13 protein-coding genes and 1 pseudogene are annotated in these 21,598 nt (G+C 74.1%); 6 read left to right on the top strand and 8 right to left on the bottom strand.

Annotated elements, in window-relative coordinates:
* Positions 1 to 104: 104 nt before the first annotated feature.
* From LRS07_RS02730 to LRS07_RS02700, 7 genes are all read right to left on the bottom strand, one after another.
* Positions 105 to 7,238 carry an ATP-binding protein gene (locus tag LRS07_RS02730; protein WP_260500494.1) on the bottom strand — a complete coding sequence of 2,378 codons (7,134 nt, stop codon included), beginning with the start codon at positions 7,236 to 7,238 and terminating at the stop codon, positions 105 to 107.
* Positions 7,239 to 7,436: 198 nt separating this feature from the next.
* Positions 7,437 to 8,081, bottom strand: coding sequence for a response regulator (locus tag LRS07_RS02725; RefSeq protein WP_260500493.1), 645 nt, complete (start codon positions 8,079 to 8,081; stop codon positions 7,437 to 7,439).
* Positions 8,082 to 8,186: 105 nt separating this feature from the next.
* Complete coding sequence (locus LRS07_RS02720; protein ID WP_260500492.1) at positions 8,187 to 9,122, bottom strand: M48 family metallopeptidase; 936 nt, start codon at positions 9,120 to 9,122, stop codon at positions 8,187 to 8,189.
* Between the two features lie 77 nt (positions 9,123 to 9,199).
* Complete coding sequence (locus tag LRS07_RS02715) at positions 9,200 to 10,678, bottom strand: AmpG family muropeptide MFS transporter (protein WP_312028345.1); 1,479 nt, start codon at positions 10,676 to 10,678, stop codon at positions 9,200 to 9,202.
* Positions 10,679 to 10,846: 168 nt separating this feature from the next.
* Positions 10,847 to 11,674, bottom strand: a complete 828-nt coding sequence (locus tag LRS07_RS02710) for an anti-sigma factor family protein (protein WP_260500491.1) — start codon at positions 11,672 to 11,674, stop codon at positions 10,847 to 10,849.
* 79 nt (positions 11,675 to 11,753) lie between these two features.
* A complete protein-coding gene (locus LRS07_RS02705; RefSeq protein WP_260500490.1) occupies positions 11,754 to 12,248 on the bottom strand; it encodes an RNA polymerase sigma factor in 495 nt (164 codons plus the stop codon).
* A 112-nt stretch (positions 12,249 to 12,360) separates the two neighbouring features.
* Positions 12,361 to 14,166, bottom strand: a complete 1,806-nt coding sequence (locus LRS07_RS02700) for an ABC transporter substrate-binding protein (RefSeq protein WP_260500489.1) — start codon at positions 14,164 to 14,166, stop codon at positions 12,361 to 12,363.
* A 65-nt stretch (positions 14,167 to 14,231) separates the two neighbouring features.
* Between LRS07_RS02700 and LRS07_RS02695 the strand changes: the two genes are divergently transcribed.
* The 6 genes and pseudogenes from LRS07_RS02695 (at position 14,232) to LRS07_RS02670 (ending at position 20,765) form a co-directional block, all read left to right on the top strand.
* Positions 14,232 to 15,170, top strand: coding sequence for an ABC transporter permease (locus tag LRS07_RS02695; protein WP_260500488.1), 939 nt, complete (start codon positions 14,232 to 14,234; stop codon positions 15,168 to 15,170).
* A complete protein-coding gene (locus LRS07_RS02690; protein WP_260500487.1) occupies positions 15,167 to 16,213 on the top strand; it encodes an ABC transporter permease in 1,047 nt (348 codons plus the stop codon). The genes LRS07_RS02695 and LRS07_RS02690 overlap by 4 nt, the downstream gene beginning before the upstream one ends.
* Positions 16,210 to 17,896 (top strand): annotated as a pseudogene (locus tag LRS07_RS02685) (ABC transporter ATP-binding protein). The gene LRS07_RS02690 and the pseudogene LRS07_RS02685 overlap by 4 nt, the downstream one beginning before the upstream one ends.
* Positions 17,897 to 18,069: 173 nt before the next feature.
* Positions 18,070 to 18,276: a hypothetical protein gene (locus LRS07_RS02680; RefSeq protein WP_260500486.1), complete on the top strand. Its 207-nt coding sequence runs from the start codon at positions 18,070 to 18,072 to the stop codon at positions 18,274 to 18,276.
* A 109-nt stretch (positions 18,277 to 18,385) separates the two neighbouring features.
* Positions 18,386 to 19,678 carry a solute carrier family 23 protein gene (locus tag LRS07_RS02675; protein ID WP_260500485.1) on the top strand — a complete coding sequence of 431 codons (1,293 nt, stop codon included), beginning with the start codon at positions 18,386 to 18,388 and terminating at the stop codon, positions 19,676 to 19,678.
* Between the two features lie 88 nt (positions 19,679 to 19,766).
* The gene (locus LRS07_RS02670) at positions 19,767 to 20,765 is read left to right on the top strand and encodes a Bug family tripartite tricarboxylate transporter substrate binding protein (protein ID WP_260500484.1); all 999 of its coding nucleotides are present in this window, start codon (positions 19,767 to 19,769) and stop codon (positions 20,763 to 20,765) included.
* A gap of 17 nt (positions 20,766 to 20,782) precedes the next feature.
* On the opposite strand, the gene LRS07_RS02665 is transcribed toward LRS07_RS02670, so the two are convergent.
* A complete protein-coding gene (locus LRS07_RS02665) occupies positions 20,783 to 21,592 on the bottom strand; it encodes an HDOD domain-containing protein (protein WP_260500483.1) in 810 nt (269 codons plus the stop codon).
* Positions 21,593 to 21,598 lie beyond the last annotated feature (6 nt).

Here is a 21,598-nt window from a genome sequence, read left to right as displayed (position 1 = left end):
ATCTTCCGGAAGGGTCCAGGTGCCTGCCTAGGCTACGCATCCCGTCCCGCTCGCGCTGTCGTCGCCCAGCGGCATGCGGTGTAGGCGACCGCCTGCGTGCGCGCTCAGCCCGCGCGGTCGAAGCGCACGTCGGGTGGGCCGCCGGCATGCGCCGTGACACGGGTCAGCCCGTGGCCCGAGGCGGCATCGCGCAGCCGGTAGCCCCAGCGCAGCGTCGGCCCCGCCGGCTCGGAACGCGCATCGGCGTGCTGCGGCAGCAGGTCGGACGGCCGCACGTTGACGAAGCCGTACGGGGCGAACACCGGCCCGGTGACGACGCTGCGGAAGGGCACTTCCGGCCCGCCGGCGAAGCCGACCCAGCCGTCCACGTCGGCGAAGCAGTGGTAGTCGCCGGCCAGCAGCACCAGGTTGCCGCTGCCGTCCTCGGCGATCAGCCGCAGCAGCCGCGCCATCGACGCCGGGAAGCGCTGCCAGGCGTCGGTGCGCAGGGTATGGGCCGGCGCGCCCGCGCCCTCGGCCAGCAGCGGGCACAGCGGCGACGCCATGGCGATGAAGCGGGGCCTCGGGGTGCCGTCGCGGGTGCGCTGCAGCCAGTCCGCCAGGTCGCGCCACTGCCGTTCGTCCAGCAGCGCGCCGTCGTCCTGAGACAGCGAGCGCCGGTCGCGGCGGCGGCTGCGGGTGTCGCAGACGAAGAGCTGGAAGCCGCTGCGCTGCAGGGCGTGATGACCGTGACGGCCGCCGCCCGCGGGGCCGGCCGCCAGCTGATAGCGCCACCACGCCGCCCGAGCCGCCCGGTACTCGCGGCGGCGGTCGAGGCGCTGGGCCTGGCCGTAGTCGTCGAGGAACTCGTGGTCGTCCGGCGTCATGGTCACCGGGCGGGAGGCCATCACCCGGGCCAGCGCCGGCGCCCTCCACGCCTCGCGGTAGGCCTCGGTGAACCGGCCCGGCGTGCCGGCGCCGCCGGACACGCCGGCCCAGGCGTCGGCGTACACCTGGTCGCCGACCAGCAGCAGTTGCTGCACCGGCGGGCCGCCCGCGGCCTCGTCGCGCAGCAGGCGCTCGAACGGCGCGTCGGCGAGGCCGCGGTCGGGACCCCACGGCGCCTGCCGGCAGCTGCCGAGCGCCAGTTCGAGTCGGTCGGTCTGCGCCTCGGCCTTCAGCCAGGCGGCGGACAACGTCAGCCCCGCGCGGGAGCCGGCGCCCGAGGGCAGGCCGCTGTCGTCGTCCTGTTCCGCCCGCCGCCGTGCGTCCGCCCAGTGCATCAGCCAGGTGGCGTGGTGGGCCGGCGGCGGCGCGTCGCGGCTGCAGGCCACCCACAGCGACAGTCCGCTGCGCGTCGACGCCACCGCGGCCGCATCGACCGCGCACTCGATCACCGCCTCGCCCTGTCCCTGCCACGCCACCCGGTGCGCCTGCAGTGCCTGTGGCGGCCCGCCGTCGACGGACAGCGCGGTCAGCACCCAGGTGGTGGGCGTGCGGTCCTCGTCCAGCCGCAGGCCGACCCGCAGCTGCAGGCCGCCGGCGCCGTCGGACCGCACCTCGCCCAGCCACGGGCCGACGGCAGGATCGCGCAGCCACAGCGCCGGCGGCTTGTCGGCCGGGTCGGGCAGCGGCGGCGCGTCCTGCCAGGCGAGCGGGTCGGCCAGGAATGCCACCATCGGCCGGTGCACCGCCTCGCGCGAGCCGAGGCCGACCACGCAGTCGAGGTGGCCGAAGCCCGGCACCGTCCAGCGGTGCACGCGCTGCCGGGGGTTGACCCGCCGCAGCAGCCAGGCCGATTCGAGCGTGCCGCGGGGGTCGAAGACGTCGTTGCGCTCGCCGTGGACGAAGAGCACCGGGAAGTCGAAGTAGCGGCGCAGGTTCTCGTCGGTGACGTAGGCGTCGTCGCCGGCCTGGTTGGTGAGCTGGCGGCGGAAGGCGTACTGCACCGTCTGCTGGTAGGTGGTGAGGTTGCAGGCGCCGAGCAGGTGGGGCAGGGCGGCGAGCAGGTCGTCGTCCATGTTCGGCCACTGGAAGAGCTGGCCGAAGACGCCGGCGCTGCGCAGGGCGTTGGTGCGCCAGCCGTTGCGCTCGGCCGACCACCGCAGCCGCGCGGCCGGCTCGTGCGCCCGGCGCTCGGGGCCGTCGTCGCCGGCGAGCTGCGGCATCGTGCCGAGCACCCGGTCGATGAGGCGCCAGCCTTCCGGCGTGTCCTCGTCGGCGGCGGCATCGACAAGACCGGCCGGCATCAGCGCCCGCGCCCGGTGGCCGAGGAAGCCGCGCAGGCGCTGCGCCGGCGGCAGGTGCACCACCGGGCTGACCTGCATCAGCGCGGCCGCGCGCACCCGGCCGTGCAAGGCCCCCGACAGCACGGCCATGCAGAACATCGCCGAGCCGATGCAGTGGGCGGCGATGTCGATCGGGCCGGCCCAGCCGGCCTCGCGCTGCACCGCCGCCACCAGCGCCGGGATGTCCTGCCGGGCCACGTCGTCCATCACCCACTGCTGCCGGTGGCTGTCCAGGGCGATGCTGGTGCGCAGCTCCCCGACCCAGACGTCGCGGCCGGCGTCGGCGAAGGTCAGCGCGAGCGGGTGCGCGATGGCCGGGTGCAGGTACTGGATGCCGCCGGAGCCGAAGCCGTGCAGCAGCAGCAGCGGCGGGCCCTCGGTCGGCGTGCCGCGGCGGCGCAGGCGGGTCAGCCCCAGCGTCAGCTCGCCGGCGTTGCCGCCGGCGTCGCGCGGTGTGGCCGGCCGGGGCAGCGGCACGGGCAGGACCTGGATGTCCAGGCCCTGGTAGCGCGGGTCGTCCTGTACCCGGGCCGGGTCGAAGCGCCGGTGCGGCACGGCGGGCACCGGCGGGTACTGCGCCTCGCGGAAGCTGGGGAAGTGGGTGGTCAGCAGCACCCGCGACATGAACAGGCCCAGCGACAGCAGGTCGCGCGCGCCGGCCAGGCCGTCGGCCTGTGTGGCCAGGCGCAGCGGCAGGTGGTCGCGGTCGAGCTCGAACAGCGCGTCGAAGGCCAGCCGCGCCAACAGCGGCTCGCCCGGCGCCGCGTCGTGCTGCAGCGGCAGCTCGGTGAGCTGGGTCCACGGGTCGGCGCGGTGGTCGTAGACCAGCGTCTTGGCGCCGAACAGGCGCGTGCCGGCGGGCAGCCGCAGCGCCTCGCCGCCGCGGCCGTCGGCCACCACCCAATCGGTGGCCAGCGGATCGAAGCGGTAGCGCAGCCGCCGTGGCGCGCCGAAGTGGCTGGCCGCCTTCAGCACCGCCCAGCCGCGGCCGAGCAGCGCGGCCAGGCGCTTGAACCATGGCGTGCCGCTGCGGTCGGCCGCGGCCTCGCCGAGGTCGGCGGCCAGCCGGTGACGGGCGAAGGCCCACAGCGTGGCGACGAGCCGGCGCGCCAGCGACCGAGGCTGGCGCTCGAACCAGTGCACCTCGCCGCGCAGGGCGAGCGGGCCGCCCAGCGGTTCGTCGCGGTGGCGCTGCGCGGCGGCGTCCCAGCGCCGGCGCACCAGCTGCAGGTCGGCGCCGAGCGGCACGCGCTTGGCGGGGTCGCGCAGGAAGGTCGCCAGGTCGGTGATCGGGTCGAAGCGGCAGGTCATGACCAGCCGGGTCCAGGACCCGTCGGGGCCGGGCACCGCCGGGGCCAGCGGGCCGGCCATGCGCTCGGCGTAGCGCACGGTGGTGGGCACCGGCGCCTCCGCGGGCCGGGGGATGGCCGGCTGCAGCGGCGGCAGGGGCCGTGGCACGCGACCATGCGGCTGCCAGCCGGCCTCGGCCACCCAGCCGTCGACCAGGCCCTCGGCCAGCGCGGTGATGGTCAGCAGCGGGTTGATGCCCAGCGAGGTCGGCACCAGCGAGCCGTCGGCCAGCCACAGCCCGTCGTGCACCGCGGTGCCGGCGGCGCCGGCGAAGACCCGGCCGGCCGGGTCGGCGACGCCGTGCTCCGCGGTCTCCGCCATGGCGCAGCCGCCGAGCGGGTGCACCGTCATCGCCGCCGGCCGCCGCGGCGGCGACATCAGCGGCGACACCGGCGCGATGCGCCACATCGGGTTGCTCAGCCAGTGCTCGGCGATGTCGCCCGCCGCGGCGCGCAGCCGCGCCTCGGCATGGACGAAGCAGGGCTCGAGGCCCACCGGCGCATCGTCCTCGCCCCAGCGCACCGCCAGCTGGCCGTCCGGTCCGTCGGCGCTGGCGCCCTCGTGCAGCGACAGCCGGCCGCGCGCGCCATCGTGGCCCATCGACACCACCATCAGGCTGCGGTCCAGCGCCCCGCCGTCGAGCACCGCGGGGTCGGGGCCGTCGCGGTGCGCAGCGCCGCCGCGCAGGTCCCAGTGCGTCCAGCGGTGCAGGGTGACCAGGCTGCCCAGCAGTTCGTCGAACAGCCACTTCAGCGGGCCGGGCGCGGTCAGGTCCTGCACCACCATCCGGCGCTCGGGCGGCTCGCCGGGACGGCGCAGGTCGATGAGCTGGGTGATGGTCGGACCGATGCGGCGTCCGGCCGGCGGTTGCTGCTCGTCGGCGCCGCAGTGCACAGGGCGGCCGGTGTCGTAGGCCACGCCGATGCCGTCGCCGTTGGTGGAGAAGCGCCGGCCCAGCCGGGGCGACAACGGCAGGCCGCGCCGGGCCGAACGCAGCAGCAGCTCGGTGCTGCCGAAGGTGCCGGCGGCCAGCACGACATGGCGGGCGCGCAGCTCGAAGCCGTCGCGCCCGGCGGGCATGCGCTTGCGGTCGGTGAGCACGAAGCGCAGCCGCCAGCGGCCGTCGGCCTCGCGTTGCAGCCACTGCACGGTGGCGCCGGCCCACACCTGCGCGCCCTGCCGCCAGGCACGGGCCAGGTAGCCGTGCGACAGGGTGCGCTTGGCGCCGACGTTGCATCCGCTGAAGCAGTCGCCGCATTCGGCGCAGCCGGGCACGGGCGGCCGGCGGTCGTCGCCCGGGTCGTCCAGCCCGGGCGGCTGCACCGTCAGCCGCACCGGCTGGGCGTGGCCGCCCAGGGCGCCGGCCAGGCGGCGCAGCGCCGCATCCTTGGGCACCCGACCGGCGGGCCAGGCCGTCGCGCCCAGCGCGGCCTCCGCCCGGTCGTACAGCGGTGCCCACGCGGCCGGGTCGCGCCAGCGCGCCGGCCAGGCCGGGTCGGCCAGCGTGGCGTCGTCGGCCCGCGCCGCCACGCCGGCGTTGATCAGCGAGCCGCCGCCGACGCCGTTGGCCACCAGGGCGGAGACGTTGTCGCCGAGCCGCACGTCGTACAGCCCGTCGGCGAAGCCGCGCAGGCCGCCGTCGCGCGGTGTCCAGCGCACCTCGCGCGGGCTGTGGGCCATGCGGTCGGGGAAGTCGCCGGGCAGCCATTCGCGGCCGCGTTCCAGCACCCACACCGTCAGCGGCCGCAGGCCGCCCTCACCGTCCGGCACGCCGAGCGCCGACAGCCGCGCGGCGGCCACCGCGCCGCCGTAACCGCTGCCGACGACGATGACGTCGGCTTCCTGCTCGCCCTGCTCGCAGCGGGCCGCCAGTACCTCAGCGCCCTGCGACAGCCATGCGCGGCTCCCCCCATCGTCATCCTCCCGGTCGGCCTGGTCCGCCCGCTGCCGCAGCACCTGCAGCAGCCGGTCGCCGTTGATCGGCTTGTGAACGATGGGGATGCCGGCGCCGCCGGCCTCGCGCAGCCGCTGCGGCGTGGCATCGCCGGTAACCATGACGGCGGGCACCGGGCCGAGCCAGGCCCGCAGCCGCTCGATCACCCGCAGGCCGTTGTCGCCCGGCAGCCGGTAGTCGACCAGCAGCACGTCGGGCCGCCAGCCGTCGGCCAGCCGCGACAGCGCCTCGTCGCCGTCGCGCGCCGCGCGCACCGGCCACTGCTTGAGCGTCAGCAGGTTCTCGATCGCCCGCACGATCTCGGGCTCGTCGTCGACCAGCAGCACCGCCAGCGGCGGGCCGTCGGCGGCGCGCACGGGCAGCGGCGTGGCGGGCTCCCGCTCGGCGGGCCGCACGACGACCGGCGGCACCACCACCACCGCACGCCGCGGCAGGTGCAGCCGGAAGCAGGTGCCGCGGCCGACCTCGCTGGTCATCTCCAGCCGCAGGTCGAGCAGCCGCACCAGGCGGCGCACGATGGCCAGGCCCAGGCCCAGGCCCTTGTGGCGGTCGCGGGTGGGGTTGCCGAGCTGGAAGAACTCCTCGAAGACCAGTGCCTGCGACTCGGGCGGGATGCCGGGGCCGGTGTCGCGCACCTCGATCACCACCTCGTCGTCGGTGGGCTCGGCGCGCAGGGTGACGCTGCCCTGCTCGGTGAACTTGAGCGCATTGCCGAGCAGGTTGTGCACGATGCGGCCCAGCAGCTGTGCATCGGCCTGCAGCGGCAGGGGCTCGGCGGGCAGCTCCGCCCGCAGCGCGAGGCCGCGTTGCTCGGCCACCGGTCGCACGGCGGCCAGCCACCCCGCCAGCAGCTGCCCGAGGTCGACCGACGCCAGCGCCGGCGTCACCGCCTCGGCGTCCAGCCGAGAGACGTCGAGCAGGCCCTCCAGCAGCGCGTTGCTGTGCTGCAGGGCGCGGTCGATGGACTGGCTCAGCTCCAGCATCAGCGCGTCGCCCGACCGCTTGGCCACCAGCGCCAGCGCGGTGGCGTTGAGGCCGAGGGCGTACAGCGGCTGGCGCAGGTCGTGGCTGGCGGCGGCGAACAGCCGCGTCTTCGACGCGCTCTCGGCCTGCACCTTGTCGCGCTCGACCCGCAGGCTGGCCGACAGCACCTCCAGCTCGGCGGCCAGCGCCAGCGCGCGGTCGCGCTCGGCCTCCACGCTGGCCGACAGCGCCTCCTTGTCGATCACCAGCGCCACGTTGGCCTCGATGGCGCGGCCCTGGTCGCGCACATAGACCAGCAGCACCGCGTCGAGCAGCAGCAGCAGCACGGCCACGCCGGCGCCTTCCCAGGTGCCGGTGAAGGCCCACAGCAGCACCAGGCTGCCGCCGGCGGGCAGCAGCCAGCCCAGGTACAGCCGCACCTGCCCGGCCACGCTGGCCACGCCGCCGGCGGTGGCGCCGATGGTCACCATGGTGAACAGGTAGTGCGCCGACAGCCCGGGGTCGGCGAAGACCAGCCCCGCGCTGAGCCCGCGCAGCAGGCCCAGCGCCACCTGCCAGCGCAGCAGCCGCGTCTGCAGCGCCTGCGGGTCGGCCCGCGGCACCTCGGCGGCCAGCCGATGCGCCAGGCGCGAGCGCGCCAGCTGGGCGACGGTCAGCACCGCCAGCCAGACCAGGCCGGTCAACGGAAAGCCGGCGCGCCAGATCAGCCAGGCGACGAAGGCGTCGGCGAAGACGATGGAGATGGGCGCCCGCTGCAGCTGCCGGCACGACAGCCGCAGCCTTTCGCGCGCGGCGCGCAGCGTCAGCTCCGGGCTGACGCCGGCGGGCGCACGCGCCCCCTCGGGGGTGGCCCCAGGTCCTCCGGGGGCCGGGGGCTGACATCACCCAATGCGGAACCCCTCGATCGCCGCCTGGCGGGCCGCTTCGGTGCGGTTGCGCACGCCCAGCACCTCGTAGACCGCGGACAGGTGGGTCTTGACCGTCGACTCGGCGATGCCCAGCTCGCGGGCGATCAGCTTGTTCGGCAGGCCCCGCGCAGCGGCCAGGTAGACGTCCACCTGGCGCTGGGTGAGCCCGGCGAGCCGGCTCTGCAGCCGGCTGGCGGAGGGCTGCGGCAGCGGCGTGGCGCTGGTGCCGCCCATCAGCTCGTGCGGCACGAAGACGCCGCCGTCGATGACATGGCTGAGCGCCTGCACCATGCGGTCGGAGGCGTAGTGCTTGGGGATGAAGCCGGCGGCCCCGCCCTCGACGGCGGCGGCGATGCTGGCCGGCAGCGGGTCGCCCGACATGACGACGATGCGGGCGGTGCAGCCGGCGCCGCGCAGCCGCTCGAACGAGGCCAGCCCCTCGCTGTCCTGCAGCTTCCAGTCGAGCAGCACCAGTTCGTAGGGCGCCAGCCGCACCAGTTCCTCGGCCTGCTCCATCGACACCGCGGTGTCGATCTTCAGCTGCGGCGTCAGCATGCCGAGCAGCAGCTTCAGGCCCTGCAGCACCATCAGGTGGTCCTCGACCATCAGCACTCGCACGGCGTACTCCTCGATTCGCGGCCGCAGGCGGCGGCCACAGGGCACTGCACTGTAGTCAGCCGTGGCCGCACGGCGCATCCGCCGTCCGGGCGAGGGCGACGGCGCTCAGCCGTTCTCGCGGGCGGCGGTGGGCGCGGCGGCGGCGGCGGGCGGGCCGAAGCGGCGCGGCGGCTTCTCGGCGCGGGCGAACAGCGGCTCGACCTTGGGCAGCGCCGACTGGATGTCCTTGATGCGCGACGGGCCCGAGGGGTGGGTCGACAGGAACTGCGGCGGCGCGTTCTTGTTCGCGCCCATCATCTTGTTCCACAGGCTGACGCCGGCGCGCGGGTCGTAACCGGCGCGGGCGGCGATCTCCAGGCCGACCAGGTCGGCCTCGCTCTCGTCCTCGCGCGAGAACCGCAGCGTGAGCAGCTGGCCGCCCATGTTGAGCAGCGCGTCGCCGGCGCTGCCGAGGCCGAGCACGCTGGACAGGATGCTGGCGCCGATGCGGGTGGCGGTGGTCTTGCCCATGCGCTCGCGGGCGTGCTCGCGCAGGGCATGGGCCATCTCGTGGCCCATGATCATGGCCACCTCGTCGTCGGACAGCTGCAGCTGCGACAGGATGCCGTAGAAGAACGCGATCTTGCCGCCCGGCATGCAGAAGGCGTTGAGCTCCTTGGAGCCGAAGAGGTTGACCTCCCACTGCCACGCCTTGGCACGGCTGTTCCACTCGTCGGAGTAGGGGATCAGCCGCTTGGCGATCTCGCGCAGCCGCACCAGCTGCGGGTGGCTTTCCGGCGCCAGCGCCTTCTGCTGCGCCGCCTGCTGCAGCATCTGGCGGTACTGCTGCTGGGCAGCGGCCTCGATCTGCTCGGCCGGGATGAGCTTGGCCAGCGCCGACTCGGAGCCGACGTCGACGCCCTCCCGGCCCCAGGCCGGCACGCTGGCCGCGGCCCCGCCGGCGAGCAGCGCCTGGCCGAAAAGGCGGCGGCGGTGAAAGCCGCACCAGCAGCCCATGCGGTGGGTCTGGAGCTGCGCGTCGGTGACGAAGGGTTCGGCCATGGTGTGCGATGCCGTCGGGCGGGAGGGCGATTCTAGGAAGGCAAAGGAAGTGCGCGGTTCCCGGTTCCGCCGCCGTTCTAGTCGTCCACCCCCCTGGCACGGGGGTCCACGGCCAGCGCCTGCACGCTGCGCCTCAGGGCCACCAGCAGCAGCAGGCCCGGCACCGCGGCCGCGGTGGAGACGACGAAGAACACCGGCCAGCCGACGGCCTCGGCCATCACGCCGGCCAGCGGGCCGACCCAGACCCGGCCGATGGCGGCGAACGCCGACAGCAGCGCGTACTGGGTGGCGGTGAAACGCTGGTGGCACAGCCCCATGAGGAAGGCGACGAACGCGGCGGTGCCCATGCCGCCGGACAGGTTCTCGAAGGCGATGACCATCAGCAGCCCACCGTCCACCGGGGTCGGCCGGTCGAGCTTGACGAACCCCCAGTCGAAGGCCGGCAGCACCAGCCCGGGCATCAGGCCGCGGCCCTCCACCGCCAGCCACCAGAAACCCAGGTTGCTCACCGCCTGCAGCAGGCCGAACAGCAGCAGCGAGCGCCACAGCCCCAGCCGCAGCATCAGCAGGCCGCCGACCAGCGCGCCGGCCAGCGTCAGCCACAGGCCGAGCACCTTGTTGACCACGCCGACCTCGGCCGAGGTGAAGCCGACCCCCTGCAGCAAGAAGGGCGTCATCAGCGAGCCGGCAAAGGCATCGCCCAGCTTGTAGAGCACGATGAAGACCAGGAAGGCCGCCGCGCCGGGTTGGGCGAAATAACTGCCCAGGCCGTCGAGCAGCGTCTGGAAACGCGCCCGCCGCGCCGCCCAGGCGGCCAACGGCAGCGTGGCGCCCAGCCCGGCCAGCAGCACCGCCAGGTCGACCCACTTGGCCGCCAGCGCCGGGTTGGCGGCCGTCGTGGCCCAGGGCGACAGCGCCTGCCGCACGCCCCAGCCGAGCGGCCCCTGGGCCAGCACCGGCGCCCACGCCGATCCGTTGCCCACCAGCGCGGCGGCCGCGTCGCGGCCGATGCCGGCGGACAGCAGCACGCCCGCCGCCACCGCGGCCACCACCGCGGCGAAGCCCAGCAGGTCGCGCCGCGCCACGCTGGTCGGCGCCGCGGCGTGGCGCAGCCGCGGCAGCAGCAGCGCCGAGACGGCGGCCGCGCCCGCCATCAGCCAGCCCATGGCGCGGTAGACCTCGGGCCAGGTCCAGCCGCCGCCGCGGGCGCTGTCGGTCCAGATCAGCGCCACGCCGCCGGACAGGATCATCGCCAGCCGGTAGCCGAGCACGCTCAGCGAAGCGCCCATCCCGCGTTCGGCCGGCGCCAGCAGGTCAGTGCGGTAGGCGTCGATGACCACGTCCTGCGACGCCGACAGGAAGGCCACTGCCAGCGCCAGCAGCGCGAAGGCGGCCAGCGCGCCGGTGGGCGGCGTGGCGGCCATGGCGAAGAGCGCCCCGGCCAGGCCGAGCTGGCTGGCCACCAGCCAGCCGCGCCGCCGGCCCAGTCCCGGCGGCTCGAAGCGGTCCATCAGGGGCGCCCAGAGGAACTTGAAGGTGTAGGGCAGTCCGACCACCGACAGGGAAGCCGATGGTGGCGATGTCCAGCCCCTCGACGCTGAGCCAGGCCTGCATCGCCTGGCCGGTGAGCGCCAGCGGCAGGCCGGAGGCGAAGCCGAGCAGCGTCACCGCGAGCAGGCGGTGGGCGCCCGCCAGCCGCGCACCGGCCGTCCCGCCGCGGGCGGTCACCGGGTGGGCAACGGCTGCTTCAGCTGGTCGCACACCAGGTTGGCCAGGACCGTCAGCTCCTGCCGGGACAGCCGCCCGACCAGGGCGAAGCCGATGCGGTCCTCGACCCAGTACAGCACGGTGGTCGGGCCTTCGCGGTCGATGCGGAAGGCCGCCGGCTCGGGGCTCTCGGGGCGGCGCAGGTAGAGGGTGATGCGCTCGCCGTCCGCGCGCTGGTACATCAGCTGGGCGCCGGGCGCCGGGCCGTCGGGCAGCAGCCGCCCGCCGACCAGCGAGTAGCCCTGCGGCAGGAAATCGAACAGCCGCACCGGCACGTCGAGCCGGCGCGTCAGCCAGCGGGCCAGGTGCTCCTCCTGCTGGCGCTGCAGCAGCGGATCGTCGGCGGCCACCGCCACCTCCACCGGGTGGCGCTGCTCCACCGCGTAGACCAGGTGCGCCTGCGCGGCGCGGCGCGGCCAGGCCGCGGCCGACGCTTCGCGCACCGCCTGCTCTCGCGCCTGGTCGGCCAGGGCATGCCAGGTCAGGCCGCCACCGGCCAGCCCGCCGACCAGCAGCAGCGCCACCGCCGCGGCGACCTGCCAGCCGGCCGACGGCGACCCCACCGACACCGGCAGCACCCGGCGGCGCAGGGCCGCGGGCACCGGCTCGTCCAGCGTGGCGTCGAAGTGCTCGCGCAGCGCCTCGTCGTCGCGGCGCCAGGCCTGCAGGCGGCGCACGTCCTCCGGATGGTCGTCCAGCCAGCGCTGCACGTCGGCCTGCTGCTCGCCGCTCAGCTCGCCGTCGAGCCAGGCGCTGAGCAGGGCGTCGTCGACCTTGTTCGGCATGTCAGTGCCGCCCGGCCGCCCGAGGGCACCGAGCGCCCCCTGGGGGGCAGCGAACGCGGGTGAGCCTGGGCGCCTCATGTCACACCACCCGGCGCAGCGGCGGCGACACCCGCCCCGCGGGAGCCTCGAGCAGCCGGCGCAGCTGGGCGCGCGCGCGCGACACCCGCGACATGACCGTGCCGGCCGCAACGCCCAGCACCTGGGCGGCCTCGGCGTAGCTCATCTGCTCGACCACCACCAGCAGCAGCGCCTCGCGCTGGTCGTCGGGCAGGCGGCGCAGGGCGGCGACCAGGTCCAGCCGCAGGCCGACGTCCACCGGCGGCGCCGGCTCGTGGGCCAGCGCGTCGGCTTCGTCCGCCTCCAGCGGCCGCCAGCGCGACTGGCGGCGGTGCTCGTCGACGTGCAGGTTGTGGGCGATGCAGAGCAGCCAGACGACGAGGTCGCGGCCGGCGTCGAACTGGCGCCAGCGGGCCAGTGCCCGCTCCAGCGTGGCCTGCGCCAGGTCGTCGGCGGCCGCCGGGTCGTAGACCAGCGTGCGCGCATAGCGGCGCAGCCGCGGGATGGCGGCGAGCAACTGGCGACGGAAGGCGGCAGAGGCATGCACTGGCGGGCCGGCCGTGAAGGACCGCGCGCGGAGGACGGGCGATTATGGCCGGCAGCAGACGGTCCGGCCGGCACGGAGCACCTCAGCGGGGGCTGAGCGACGGGTCGATGTCCACGTACTGCCACCAGTCGTACCAGAACAGCGGCCGGCGGTAACCGACCAGCGGCGCATAGGTGAGGTCGGTGACCAGCCGGTGCACGTTGAAGCGGTAGGGCGCATAGGCCACCAGCAGCCGGGTGGCCTCCAGGAAGGCGGCCTGGCGCTGCGGCCCGTCGGGCAGCTGCTTCAGCCGGTCGTAGAGGGTGTCGTAGGCCGGCAGCTCGAAGCGCGCCAGGTTGCCCTTGCCGGCCGACGGGCCGTAGCCGAACTCCATCGAGCCCTGGCCGTCGGGCGACGAGGCGCTGGAGCCGACGCGCCAGATCATGAACTTGCCGGCGCGCACCGCCTTCAGGTTCTCCGGCCACTGCGCCACCTTGATCGCCACCCGCACGCCCAGCGCGTCGGTGCTCTTCTTCCACAGCTCGTCGAGCTGGCGGCTGTTGGGGTCGCTCTGGCTCAGCATCTCCAGCACCAGCGGCTGGCCGTCGGGCGTCTCGCGCCAGCCGTCGCCGTCGCGGTCGCGCCAGCCGTAGAGGTCGAGCAGCGCCTTGGCCCGCGGCACGTCGGTGAGGCTGTTCTCGGTCACCAGGTCGGGCTGGTAGCCCGAGGTGTTGGGCGACATCACCGACTGCGCCGCCACCGCCTGGCCGCGGCGCACCGACTGGATCTCGCGCTGCACGTCGTAGGCCAGGTTGAGCGCCCGGCGCAGCGCCACCTTCGCCGCGGCGTTGCCGCCGATGAGCGGGTTCTCCATGTTGTAGACGGTGACCGTCACGTCGGAGCCCGGCTGGCGGTGGGCGACGATGCCGCGCTTGGCCAGGTTGGGCGCGATCCTGCCGTTGGGCACCGCCTGCGGCGCGTACTCGTTGGGCAGGCCGTAGAGGAAGTCGTGCTCGCCGTTGAGGAAGGCCAGCCAGCGCGGCTGCGACTGCTCGATGATGGACACCTCCACCCGGTCGACCATCGGCAGCCGCCGGCCCTTGAAGCGCGCCAGCAGCGCCTGGCCCTCGGCGTCGTCGGCGGCGGGCTCGGCGTCGTAGGTCACCTCGCGGTAGTTCGGGTTGCGCTCCAGCACGATGCGCGAGCTGCGCCGCCATTCCTTCAGCACGAAGGGGCCGGTGCCCACCGGGTGCTCCATGATGCGGTCGCCGTAGAACTCGACCACCTCGCGCGCCATGCCCTCGGCGCCGGCCAGGCCGTAGAGGAACCGCGGCCGCGGCTCGCGCAGCTTGAAGCGCAGGGTGTAGCGGTCGACCGCCTGCAGGCCCTCCACCGGCGTGTCGTAGTCGAAGGGCTTCTTCTCCTTCAGCGCCTTCTGGCGCAGGTCCATCAGGCCGATGATCCCCTCGTCCTCCAGGCTGACCACCGCCGGGCTGTTCCAGCGCGGGTCGTAGACGCGCTTGAACTGGTAGACGTAGTCCTCGGCGACCAGCTCGCGCTTGCGGCCCTTGAAGGCCGGGTCGTCGGTGTAGTAGATGCCGGGCTTGATCCTCACCGTCCAGGTGCGGAAGTCGTCGGACACCTCGGGCATCGCGGCCGCGGTGTTGGGCTTGATCTTGTACGGCCGCGCCAGGTGGTCGTACTTGTAGAGCGACTCATAGATGTGGACGGTGACGATGCGCGAGTAGACGTCGCTGGTCTGCACCGGGTCGAAGCCGGTCTCGGCGGCGTTGAAGGCGTAGCGCAGCACCTTGGGCGCGGCCGGCTGCGCCCCGGCCGCCGCGGCCCAGGCCAGCAGGGCGCCGACCAGCAACGCCGGGAGGGCACGGGTCCACGAAGGCAGGTTCATCGCTGGGATCGGCTTTCACATCTGGGCGACGGCGCAGTCTAGCGGCGCCCCTACACTGCGCCCCCATGTGGGCCTACCTGATCCGCCGCCTGTGGCAGATGGTGCCGACCCTGGTCGGCGTGGTGCTGCTGGTGTTCGCCCTCTTCAAGGGCTTCGGCGGCGACCCGGCGGAGATCCTGGCCGGCCTGAACTCCACGCCGGAGACGGTCGACGCCATCCGCCAGCAGCTGGGCCTCAACGAGCCGTGGTGGGTGCAGCTGGGCATCTTCGCCAAGCAGATCGTCAGCTTCGACTGGGGCAAGAGCTGGGCGACCAACGAGCCGGTGGCCGAGCTGTTCCTCAACCGGCTGCCGGCGACGCTGACGGTGATGGTGCCCATCCTGCTGCTGGAGACCTTCCTCGCCATCCCCTTCGCCCTGGCGGTGGCGGCGGTGCGCGGCTCGCTCACCGACCGGGCCATCATGGTGGCCACCACGGTGGCGCTGTCCATCTCCTTCCTGGTCTACGTCATCGTCGGCCAGTACCTGTTCGCCTTCCGCCTGGGCTGGTTCCCGGTGCAGGGCTGGAGCGACAGCGTGTGGACGAACCTGCTGGTCTACGCGCCGCTGCCGGTGCTGCTGGCCGCGCTGGTGTCGCTGGCGCCGCAGACCCGGCTGTACCGCAGCTTCCTGCTCGACGAGATCGGCCAGGACTACGTGCGCACCGCGCGGGCCAAGGGCCTGTCGGAGAGCACCGTGCTGTTCAAGCACGTGCTGCGCAACGCCTGGATCCCCATCCTCACGAACCTGGGCATGAGCCTGCCCGGCATCTTCGTCGGCAGCTTCCTGATCGAGGTGTTCTTCTCCATCCCCGGCATCGGCCGCGAGGTGCTGCTGGCGGTCAACCGCAGCGACTACCCGGTCATCCAGGCGGTGACCATCTACCTGGCCTTCATCACCATGGTGGTGAACGTGCTGACCGACCTGCTCTACCGCTGGGCCGACCCGCGGGTGGTGTTGCGATGAGCGCCCTCCCCGCCGCCGCGGTGCCGGCGATCCAGCGCTCCGAAGGCGTGTGGCGCGCCGCCTGGCGGCGCTTCGCAGCCGACCGGGTGGGCATGGGCTCGCTGGTGGTGGTCATCGCCTTCGGGCTGCTCATCCTGGTCGCCGCGCTGGGCGGCGTGGCGGCGGACTGGCAGGCCGAAGTGGGGGTGTCCAACGCACCGCCCACCTTCATGGGGCCGGCCGAGCCCGAGGCCACCGGTGGCACCGCCGCGCCCACCGGGCCGCCGCTCGACCTGTCGCCGGTGGACCCGCTGGCGCCGCGCTACCGCGAATGGGCGGCCAAGGCCGAGGACTACCGCGAACAGGACACGCCCAAGGCCGAGACGCTGCCGCTGGGGGGCGACCGCCTCGGCCGCGACGTGCTGCAGAAGGCGATCAAGGGCAGCCAGGTCTCCATCTTCGTCGGCGTGCTGGCGGCGGTGGTGGCCACGCTGATCGGCACCGTGCTCGGCGCGCTGGCCGGCTTCCTCGGCGGCAAGGTGGGCGACTTGTTGGAGTGGGTCTACAACGTCTTCACCTCCATCCCCGGCATCCTGCTGATCTTCGCCTTCGCGGCGGTGCTGGGCCGCGGCACCACCACCGTGGTGCTGATCCTCGGCCTCACCGGCTGGACGGGCGTGTACCGGCTGGTGCGCGCGGAGTTCCTCAAGCACGCGGTGCGCGAGTACGTGCGCGCGGCCGAGGCCATCGGCGCCAGCCGGGCCAGCCGCATGTTCCGCCACATCCTGCCCAACGTCAGCCACGTCATCCTGGTGCAGCTGTCCATCCTGGCGGTGGGCTTCATCAAGGCCGAGGTGATCCTGTCCTACCTCGGCCTCGGCGTGCCGGTGGACCAGGTGAGCTGGGGCACCATGCTGGCCGAGGCGCAGAGCGAGCTCATCCTCGGCGTGTGGTGGCAGCTGGCCACCGCCACCGCCTTCATGGCCGTCTTCGTCACCGCCTTCTCGCTGATGACCGATGCGCTGCGCGACGCGCTGGACCCGAAACTGAGGGGCCTCGAATGACGCTGTTGTCGGTGCAGGACCTGCGGGTGGACTTCCGCGTCGGCCCGCGCGGCCAGGTCGAACGGCAGGCGGCCGTCAAGGGCGTGAGCTTCGACGTCGCCGAGAACGAGACCGTCGCGCTGGTCGGCGAGTCCGGCTCGGGCAAGACGGTCACGGCCATGTCGCTGCTCGGCCTGCTGCCCGACAACGCCGAGGTCCACGGCCGCGCGCCGTGGCGCGGCCGCGACCTGCTGGCGATGCCGCTGCCCGAGCTGCGCGCGCTGCGCGGCCGCGAGATCGCCTGCGTCTTCCAGGACCCGATGGGCTCGCTCAACCCGGTGATGAACGTCGGCGACCAGCTGATCGAGCCGCTGCAGCGCCACCTCGGCTTGGGCGGCCGGGCAGCGCTGGCGCGCGCCGAATCGCTGCTCGAGGAGGTGGGCCTGCCCGAGCCGCGGCGGCGGCTGCGCGCCTTTCCCCACCAGCTCTCCGGCGGCCAGCAGCAGCGGGTGATGATCGCCATGGCGCTGGCCTGCGAGCCGGCGCTGCTGATCGCCGACGAGCCGACCACCGCACTCGATGTGACGGTGCAGCGGCAGATCCTCGAACTGCTGGCCGGCCTGAAGGCCCGCCGGCGCATGAGCCTGCTGTTCATCAGCCACGACCTCGGCCTCGTCGGCGAGATCGCCGACCGGGTGGTGGTGATGCGCCATGGCGAGGTGCGCGAGCAGGGTGCCGTCGAGCGCGTCTTCCACGCGCCCGAGGACGCCTACACCCAGGCGCTGCTCGCCTGCCGTCCGCCGCTGGACCACAAGCCGGCGCGGCTGCGGGCGGTGGACGCACCCGCCTCGGTGGCGGCGACGCCGGCCCGGCCCAAGGACCCGCAGGCGCCGGTGGTGCTGGAGGTGAGCCGCCTCGACAAGTCCTTCTGGCTGCGCCAGGGCGTGTTCGGCCGCCGCGAGTTCAAGGCGGTGCAGGACGTGACCTTCCGCCTGCGGCGCGGCCACACGCTGGGCGTGGTCGGTGAATCCGGCTCGGGCAAGACCACCATGGGCCTGGCCCTGCTGCAGCTGCACGAGCCCAGCGGCGGCCCGGTGCGCGGCGAGATCCGGCTGGACGGCGAGGACGTGAGCCGGCTCGACCCTGCCGGCAAGCTGCGCCTGCGGCGCCGGGTGCAGATCGTCTTCCAGAACCCCTATGCCTCGCTGAACCCCCCGCTTCCAGATCGCGCAGACGCTGATGGAGCCGATGCGCATCCACGGCCTGGGCCAGGGCGAGGCCGACCGCCGCGCGCGCGCGCTGGCGCTGCTGCGGCAGGTGGGGCTGGACGCCTCGGCCCTGGGCCGCTACCCGCACGAGTTCTCCGGCGGCCAGCGCCAGCGCATCGCCATCGCCCGCTGCCTGGCGCTGGAGCCCGAGGTGCTGGTGCTCGACGAGGCGGTGAGCGCGCTCGACGTGTCGGTGCAGGCGCAGGTGCTCAACCTGCTCAAGGACCTGCAGGACCGGCTGGGCCTGGCCTATGTCTTCATCAGCCACGACCTGGCGGTGGTGCGCTTCATGGCCGACGAGGTGCTGGTGATGAAGGACGGCCGGGTGGTCGAGCAGGCCGACGCCGAGGCCCTGATGGCCGCCCCGCGCGAGGACTACACCCGGCGCCTGCTGGACGCGGTGCCGCGTGGCCTGGCCGGGCGCGTGGCCGCCTGAGACCACCGCCGCGTGGCCGGCGGTTGACGCGTTGCGTCGCCCCCGGCGGTCGCGGGTGACGCGAAAGGTCGCCCTTCGCGTCGCCGGCGTGATGCCGATCACGCTCGGGCACGGCCGGCGCGCTGGCACGTCCCATGCACCCATCGCGCGCGCCAAGCCACCCGAGGTCCACGATGTCCCTGCGTTCGCTCCTGCGCCTGCCGCCGCAACAGCCGGTGTGTGAACCGTCCGCCGCCGGTGTGCCGACCGCCCGGCGGGTGATGCCCTCGACCCAGCGCCCGGTGCAGCGGCTGACGCCGGTCCGCGCGGCCACCCCGCCGTCGGTGCTGACCTCGCGCGGCACGCCGGCCCAGCTCAGCTTCAAGTTCGAGCGCGGCTGACCCCCGGGCCGCGTCACCGCGGCCGCCAGTCCCGACCGGCCTACACTGCCGTCACGGCGCCGCTCATGGCGCCGTTTTCACGTCGTCTTCACGCACGAACGGAGGTCGGATGAGCTGGGTTCCCTCCTGGCGGCCGGTGGTCGCCACGCCGGGCCGCACCGTGGCGCCGGACGAGCGGCTGCCCTGGCCGCAGACCGTGGCCCTGGGCGTGCAGCACGTCGTCGCGATGTTCGGCGCCACCGTGCTGGCGCCGCTGCTGATGGGCTTCGACCCCAACCTCGCCATCTTGATGAGCGGCATCGGCACGCTCATCTTCTTCGCCTGCACCGGCGGGCGGGTGCCGAGCTACCTGGGCTCCAGCTTCGCCTTCATCGGCGTGGTCATCGCCGCCACCGGGCACCCGGGCAGCGGGCCCAACCCGAACCTGCCCGTCGCGCTGGGCGGCATCGTGGCCTGCGGCGTGGTCTACGCGCTGATCGGGGCGCTCGTCGGCGCCGTGGGCACCCGCTGGATCGACACGCTGATGCCGCCGGTGGTCACCGGCGCGGTGGTGGCGGTGATCGGCCTGAACCTGGCCGGCATCCCGATCAAGACGATGGCGCCGACGCCCTTCGACGCCTGGGTGCAGGCGCTGACCTTCGTGAGCGTCGCGCTGGTGGCGGTGGTCAGCCGGGGCCTGGTGCAGCGGCTGCTGATCCTGGTCGGCCTGCTGGTGGCGACCCTGATCTACGCGCTGCTGACCAACGGCCTCGGGCTGGGCAAGCCGGTGGACCTGTCCGGCGTGGCCGCCGCCGCGTGGTTCGGCCTGCCCGCCTTCACCGCGCCGGTGTTCGAGCCGCGCGCGCTGGGCCTGATCGTGCCGGTGGCCGTGATCCTGGTGGCGGAGAACCTCGGCCACCTGAAGGCGGTGGCCGCGATGACCGGCCGCTCGATGGACCGCGACATCGGCCGCGCCTTCGTCGGCGACGGGCTGGCGACGATGGTCTCCGGCGCGGTGGGCGGCACCGGCGTCACCACCTATGCCGAGAACATCGGCGTCATGGCCGCCACCCGCATCTACTCGACCGCGATGTTCGTCGTCGCCGCCGCGGTGGCCGTGGTGCTCGGCTTCAGCCCCAAGTTCGGCGCGCTGCTGCAGGCGCTGCCACTGCCGGTGATGGGCGGCGTGTCGATCGTCGTCTTCGGCCTCATCGCCGTGGCCGGGGCGAAGATCTGGGTCGACCACCGCGTCGACTTCTCCCAGCCCGCGAACCTGCTGGTGGTCGCCATCACGCTGGTGCTGGGCACCGGCGACTTCACCCTGCGCTTCGGCAGCGGCGAGGCCGCCTTCGCGCTGGGCGGCATCGGCACCGCGACCTTCGGCGCCATCGCGCTGCACGCGCTGCTGCGGCGGCGGCGCTGAGTCAAGTCCGGCACGGGTCCCGTCGGCGACGGCGGCGCCCGGTGCGGTTGTGCACACTCCTGCCATCACAACGATTCAGGAGACGGGCATGGCCTCATTCACCTTCGGGCGGCGGCAGTGGCTGGTGTCGGCGGCCGCGCTGGCCTGCGTGCCGGCGCGGGGCACCGAGCCCTGGCCGACCAAGCCGGTGCGCATCGTGGTGCCCTTCGCCGCCGGCGGCACCACCGACATCCTGGCGCGCGCGCTGGCACCGGAACTGCAGCGGGTGTTCGGCCAGCCCTTCCTCGTCGAGAACAAGCCGGGCGCCGGCGGCAATGTGGGCAGCGCCGAGGTCGCCAAGTCGACCGACGGCCACAGCCTGCTGATGGGCACGGTCGGCACCCACGGCATCAACGCGGCGCTGTACCCGCGCCTGCCCTACGACCCGATCAAGGACTTCGCGCCCGTCACCCTGGTCGCCGCGGTGCCCAACGTGCTGGTGCTCAACCCGGCCAAGGCGCAGGCGGCCAAGATCGAGTCGGTGGCCGACCTGGTGCGCCATGCCAAGGCCAACCCCGGGCGGCTGAACATGGCGTCCAGCGGCAACGGCACCTCCATCCATTTGGCCGGCGAACTGTTCAAGAGCCAGACCGGGACCTTCATGGTCCACTTTCCCTACCGGGGGTCGGGTCCGGCGCTGCTGGACCTGATGGGCGGCAACGTCGACCTCATGTTCGACAACCTGCCGTCGGCGATGCCGCACATCCGCAGCGGCCGGCTGAAGGCGCTGGCGGTGACGAGCGCCCAGCGCTCACAGGCCCTGCCCGAGCTGCCCACCGTGGCCGAGGCCGGCGGCCCGATGCTGGCCACCTACGAGGCCAGCTCCTGGTTCGGCCTGCTGGCGCCGGCGGCCATGCCGGCGGAGACGGTGCAGCGCCTGCAGCAGGAAACGGCCAGGGCGATGGCGGCGCCCGCCCTCAAGGAGCGGCTGCTGTCGCAGGGCGCCATTCCCAGCGGCATGCCGAGCGCCGACTTCGCCCGCTTCATCGCCGCCGAGACCGCCAAATGGGCCCAGGTGGTGAAGGTGTCGGGCGCGAAGGTCGACTGATCCGCCGGGGCCGCCGCTCAGCCGGCCTGGGTTTCCAGCTGCTCCTGCACCCGGGTCGCGGCGCGGCGCACCAGTTCGCCGTCCAGCGGCACCTGCGGCGCGATGCGGTCGATGGTCTCGTCCAGCGCGTCCGGGCGGTTCATCAGGCTGTGCACGATGGCCGACAGGGCGGCCACCCCGCGGCGCTGCAGCGTCACCGGCAGGTCCTTGCCGGCCTGCACGGCGACGTGGCAGCGCACGCTGGCGGCGGCCGGCGCGGCCAGGCCCCAGCTTTCGCACAATGCGGCGCCCAGCGCGTCGTGGCTGACGCCGAAGCCGGCGTGCTCCAGCGTCACCAGCTCCATGTCGTCGGTGGCGGCGCGCAGCATCGGCCGGTAGTGCTGCGGCGAATGGCGAAAGAGCACCGCCTTGCCGCACTCCTCGAACAGGCCGGCCGAATGGGCGGCCCAGGCGTCGACGCCCAGCTGCTGCGCCATGCGGCCCATCAGCAGGCCGCGCCGCGAGGCGCGCTGCCACAGCGGCTCGAGTTCGGGCGCCGGCGGAAAGGCCGCGCGCAGCCCCATCTCGAAGGTGATGGCCGCGACCTCCCGCATGCCAAGGTAGGTGAGCGCCTGCTGCACCGTCTGCACCCGGCCTTTTAGGCCGTAGAGCGAGGAGTTGACCGCCTTCATCACCGCCGCGGCCAGCGCCATGTCGGACTCGATGAGCGTGGAGGCGGCCATGAGGTCGATGTCGTCCTCGGCCAGCAGCAGCGACAGCCTGACCAGCGCGTCGGGCTGGGCGGGGATGTCGATCTCGAGCTGGCGCAGTTGCGGGTCGACCGGCATGGGCGG

The sequence above is a fragment of the Aquabacterium sp. J223 genome, from assembly GCF_024666615.1.
Lineage (GTDB): Bacteria > Pseudomonadota > Gammaproteobacteria > Burkholderiales > Burkholderiaceae_C > J223.
Note: the sequence above shows the minus strand (reverse complement) of the source record. Positions and strands in the feature narration are given on the sequence as shown.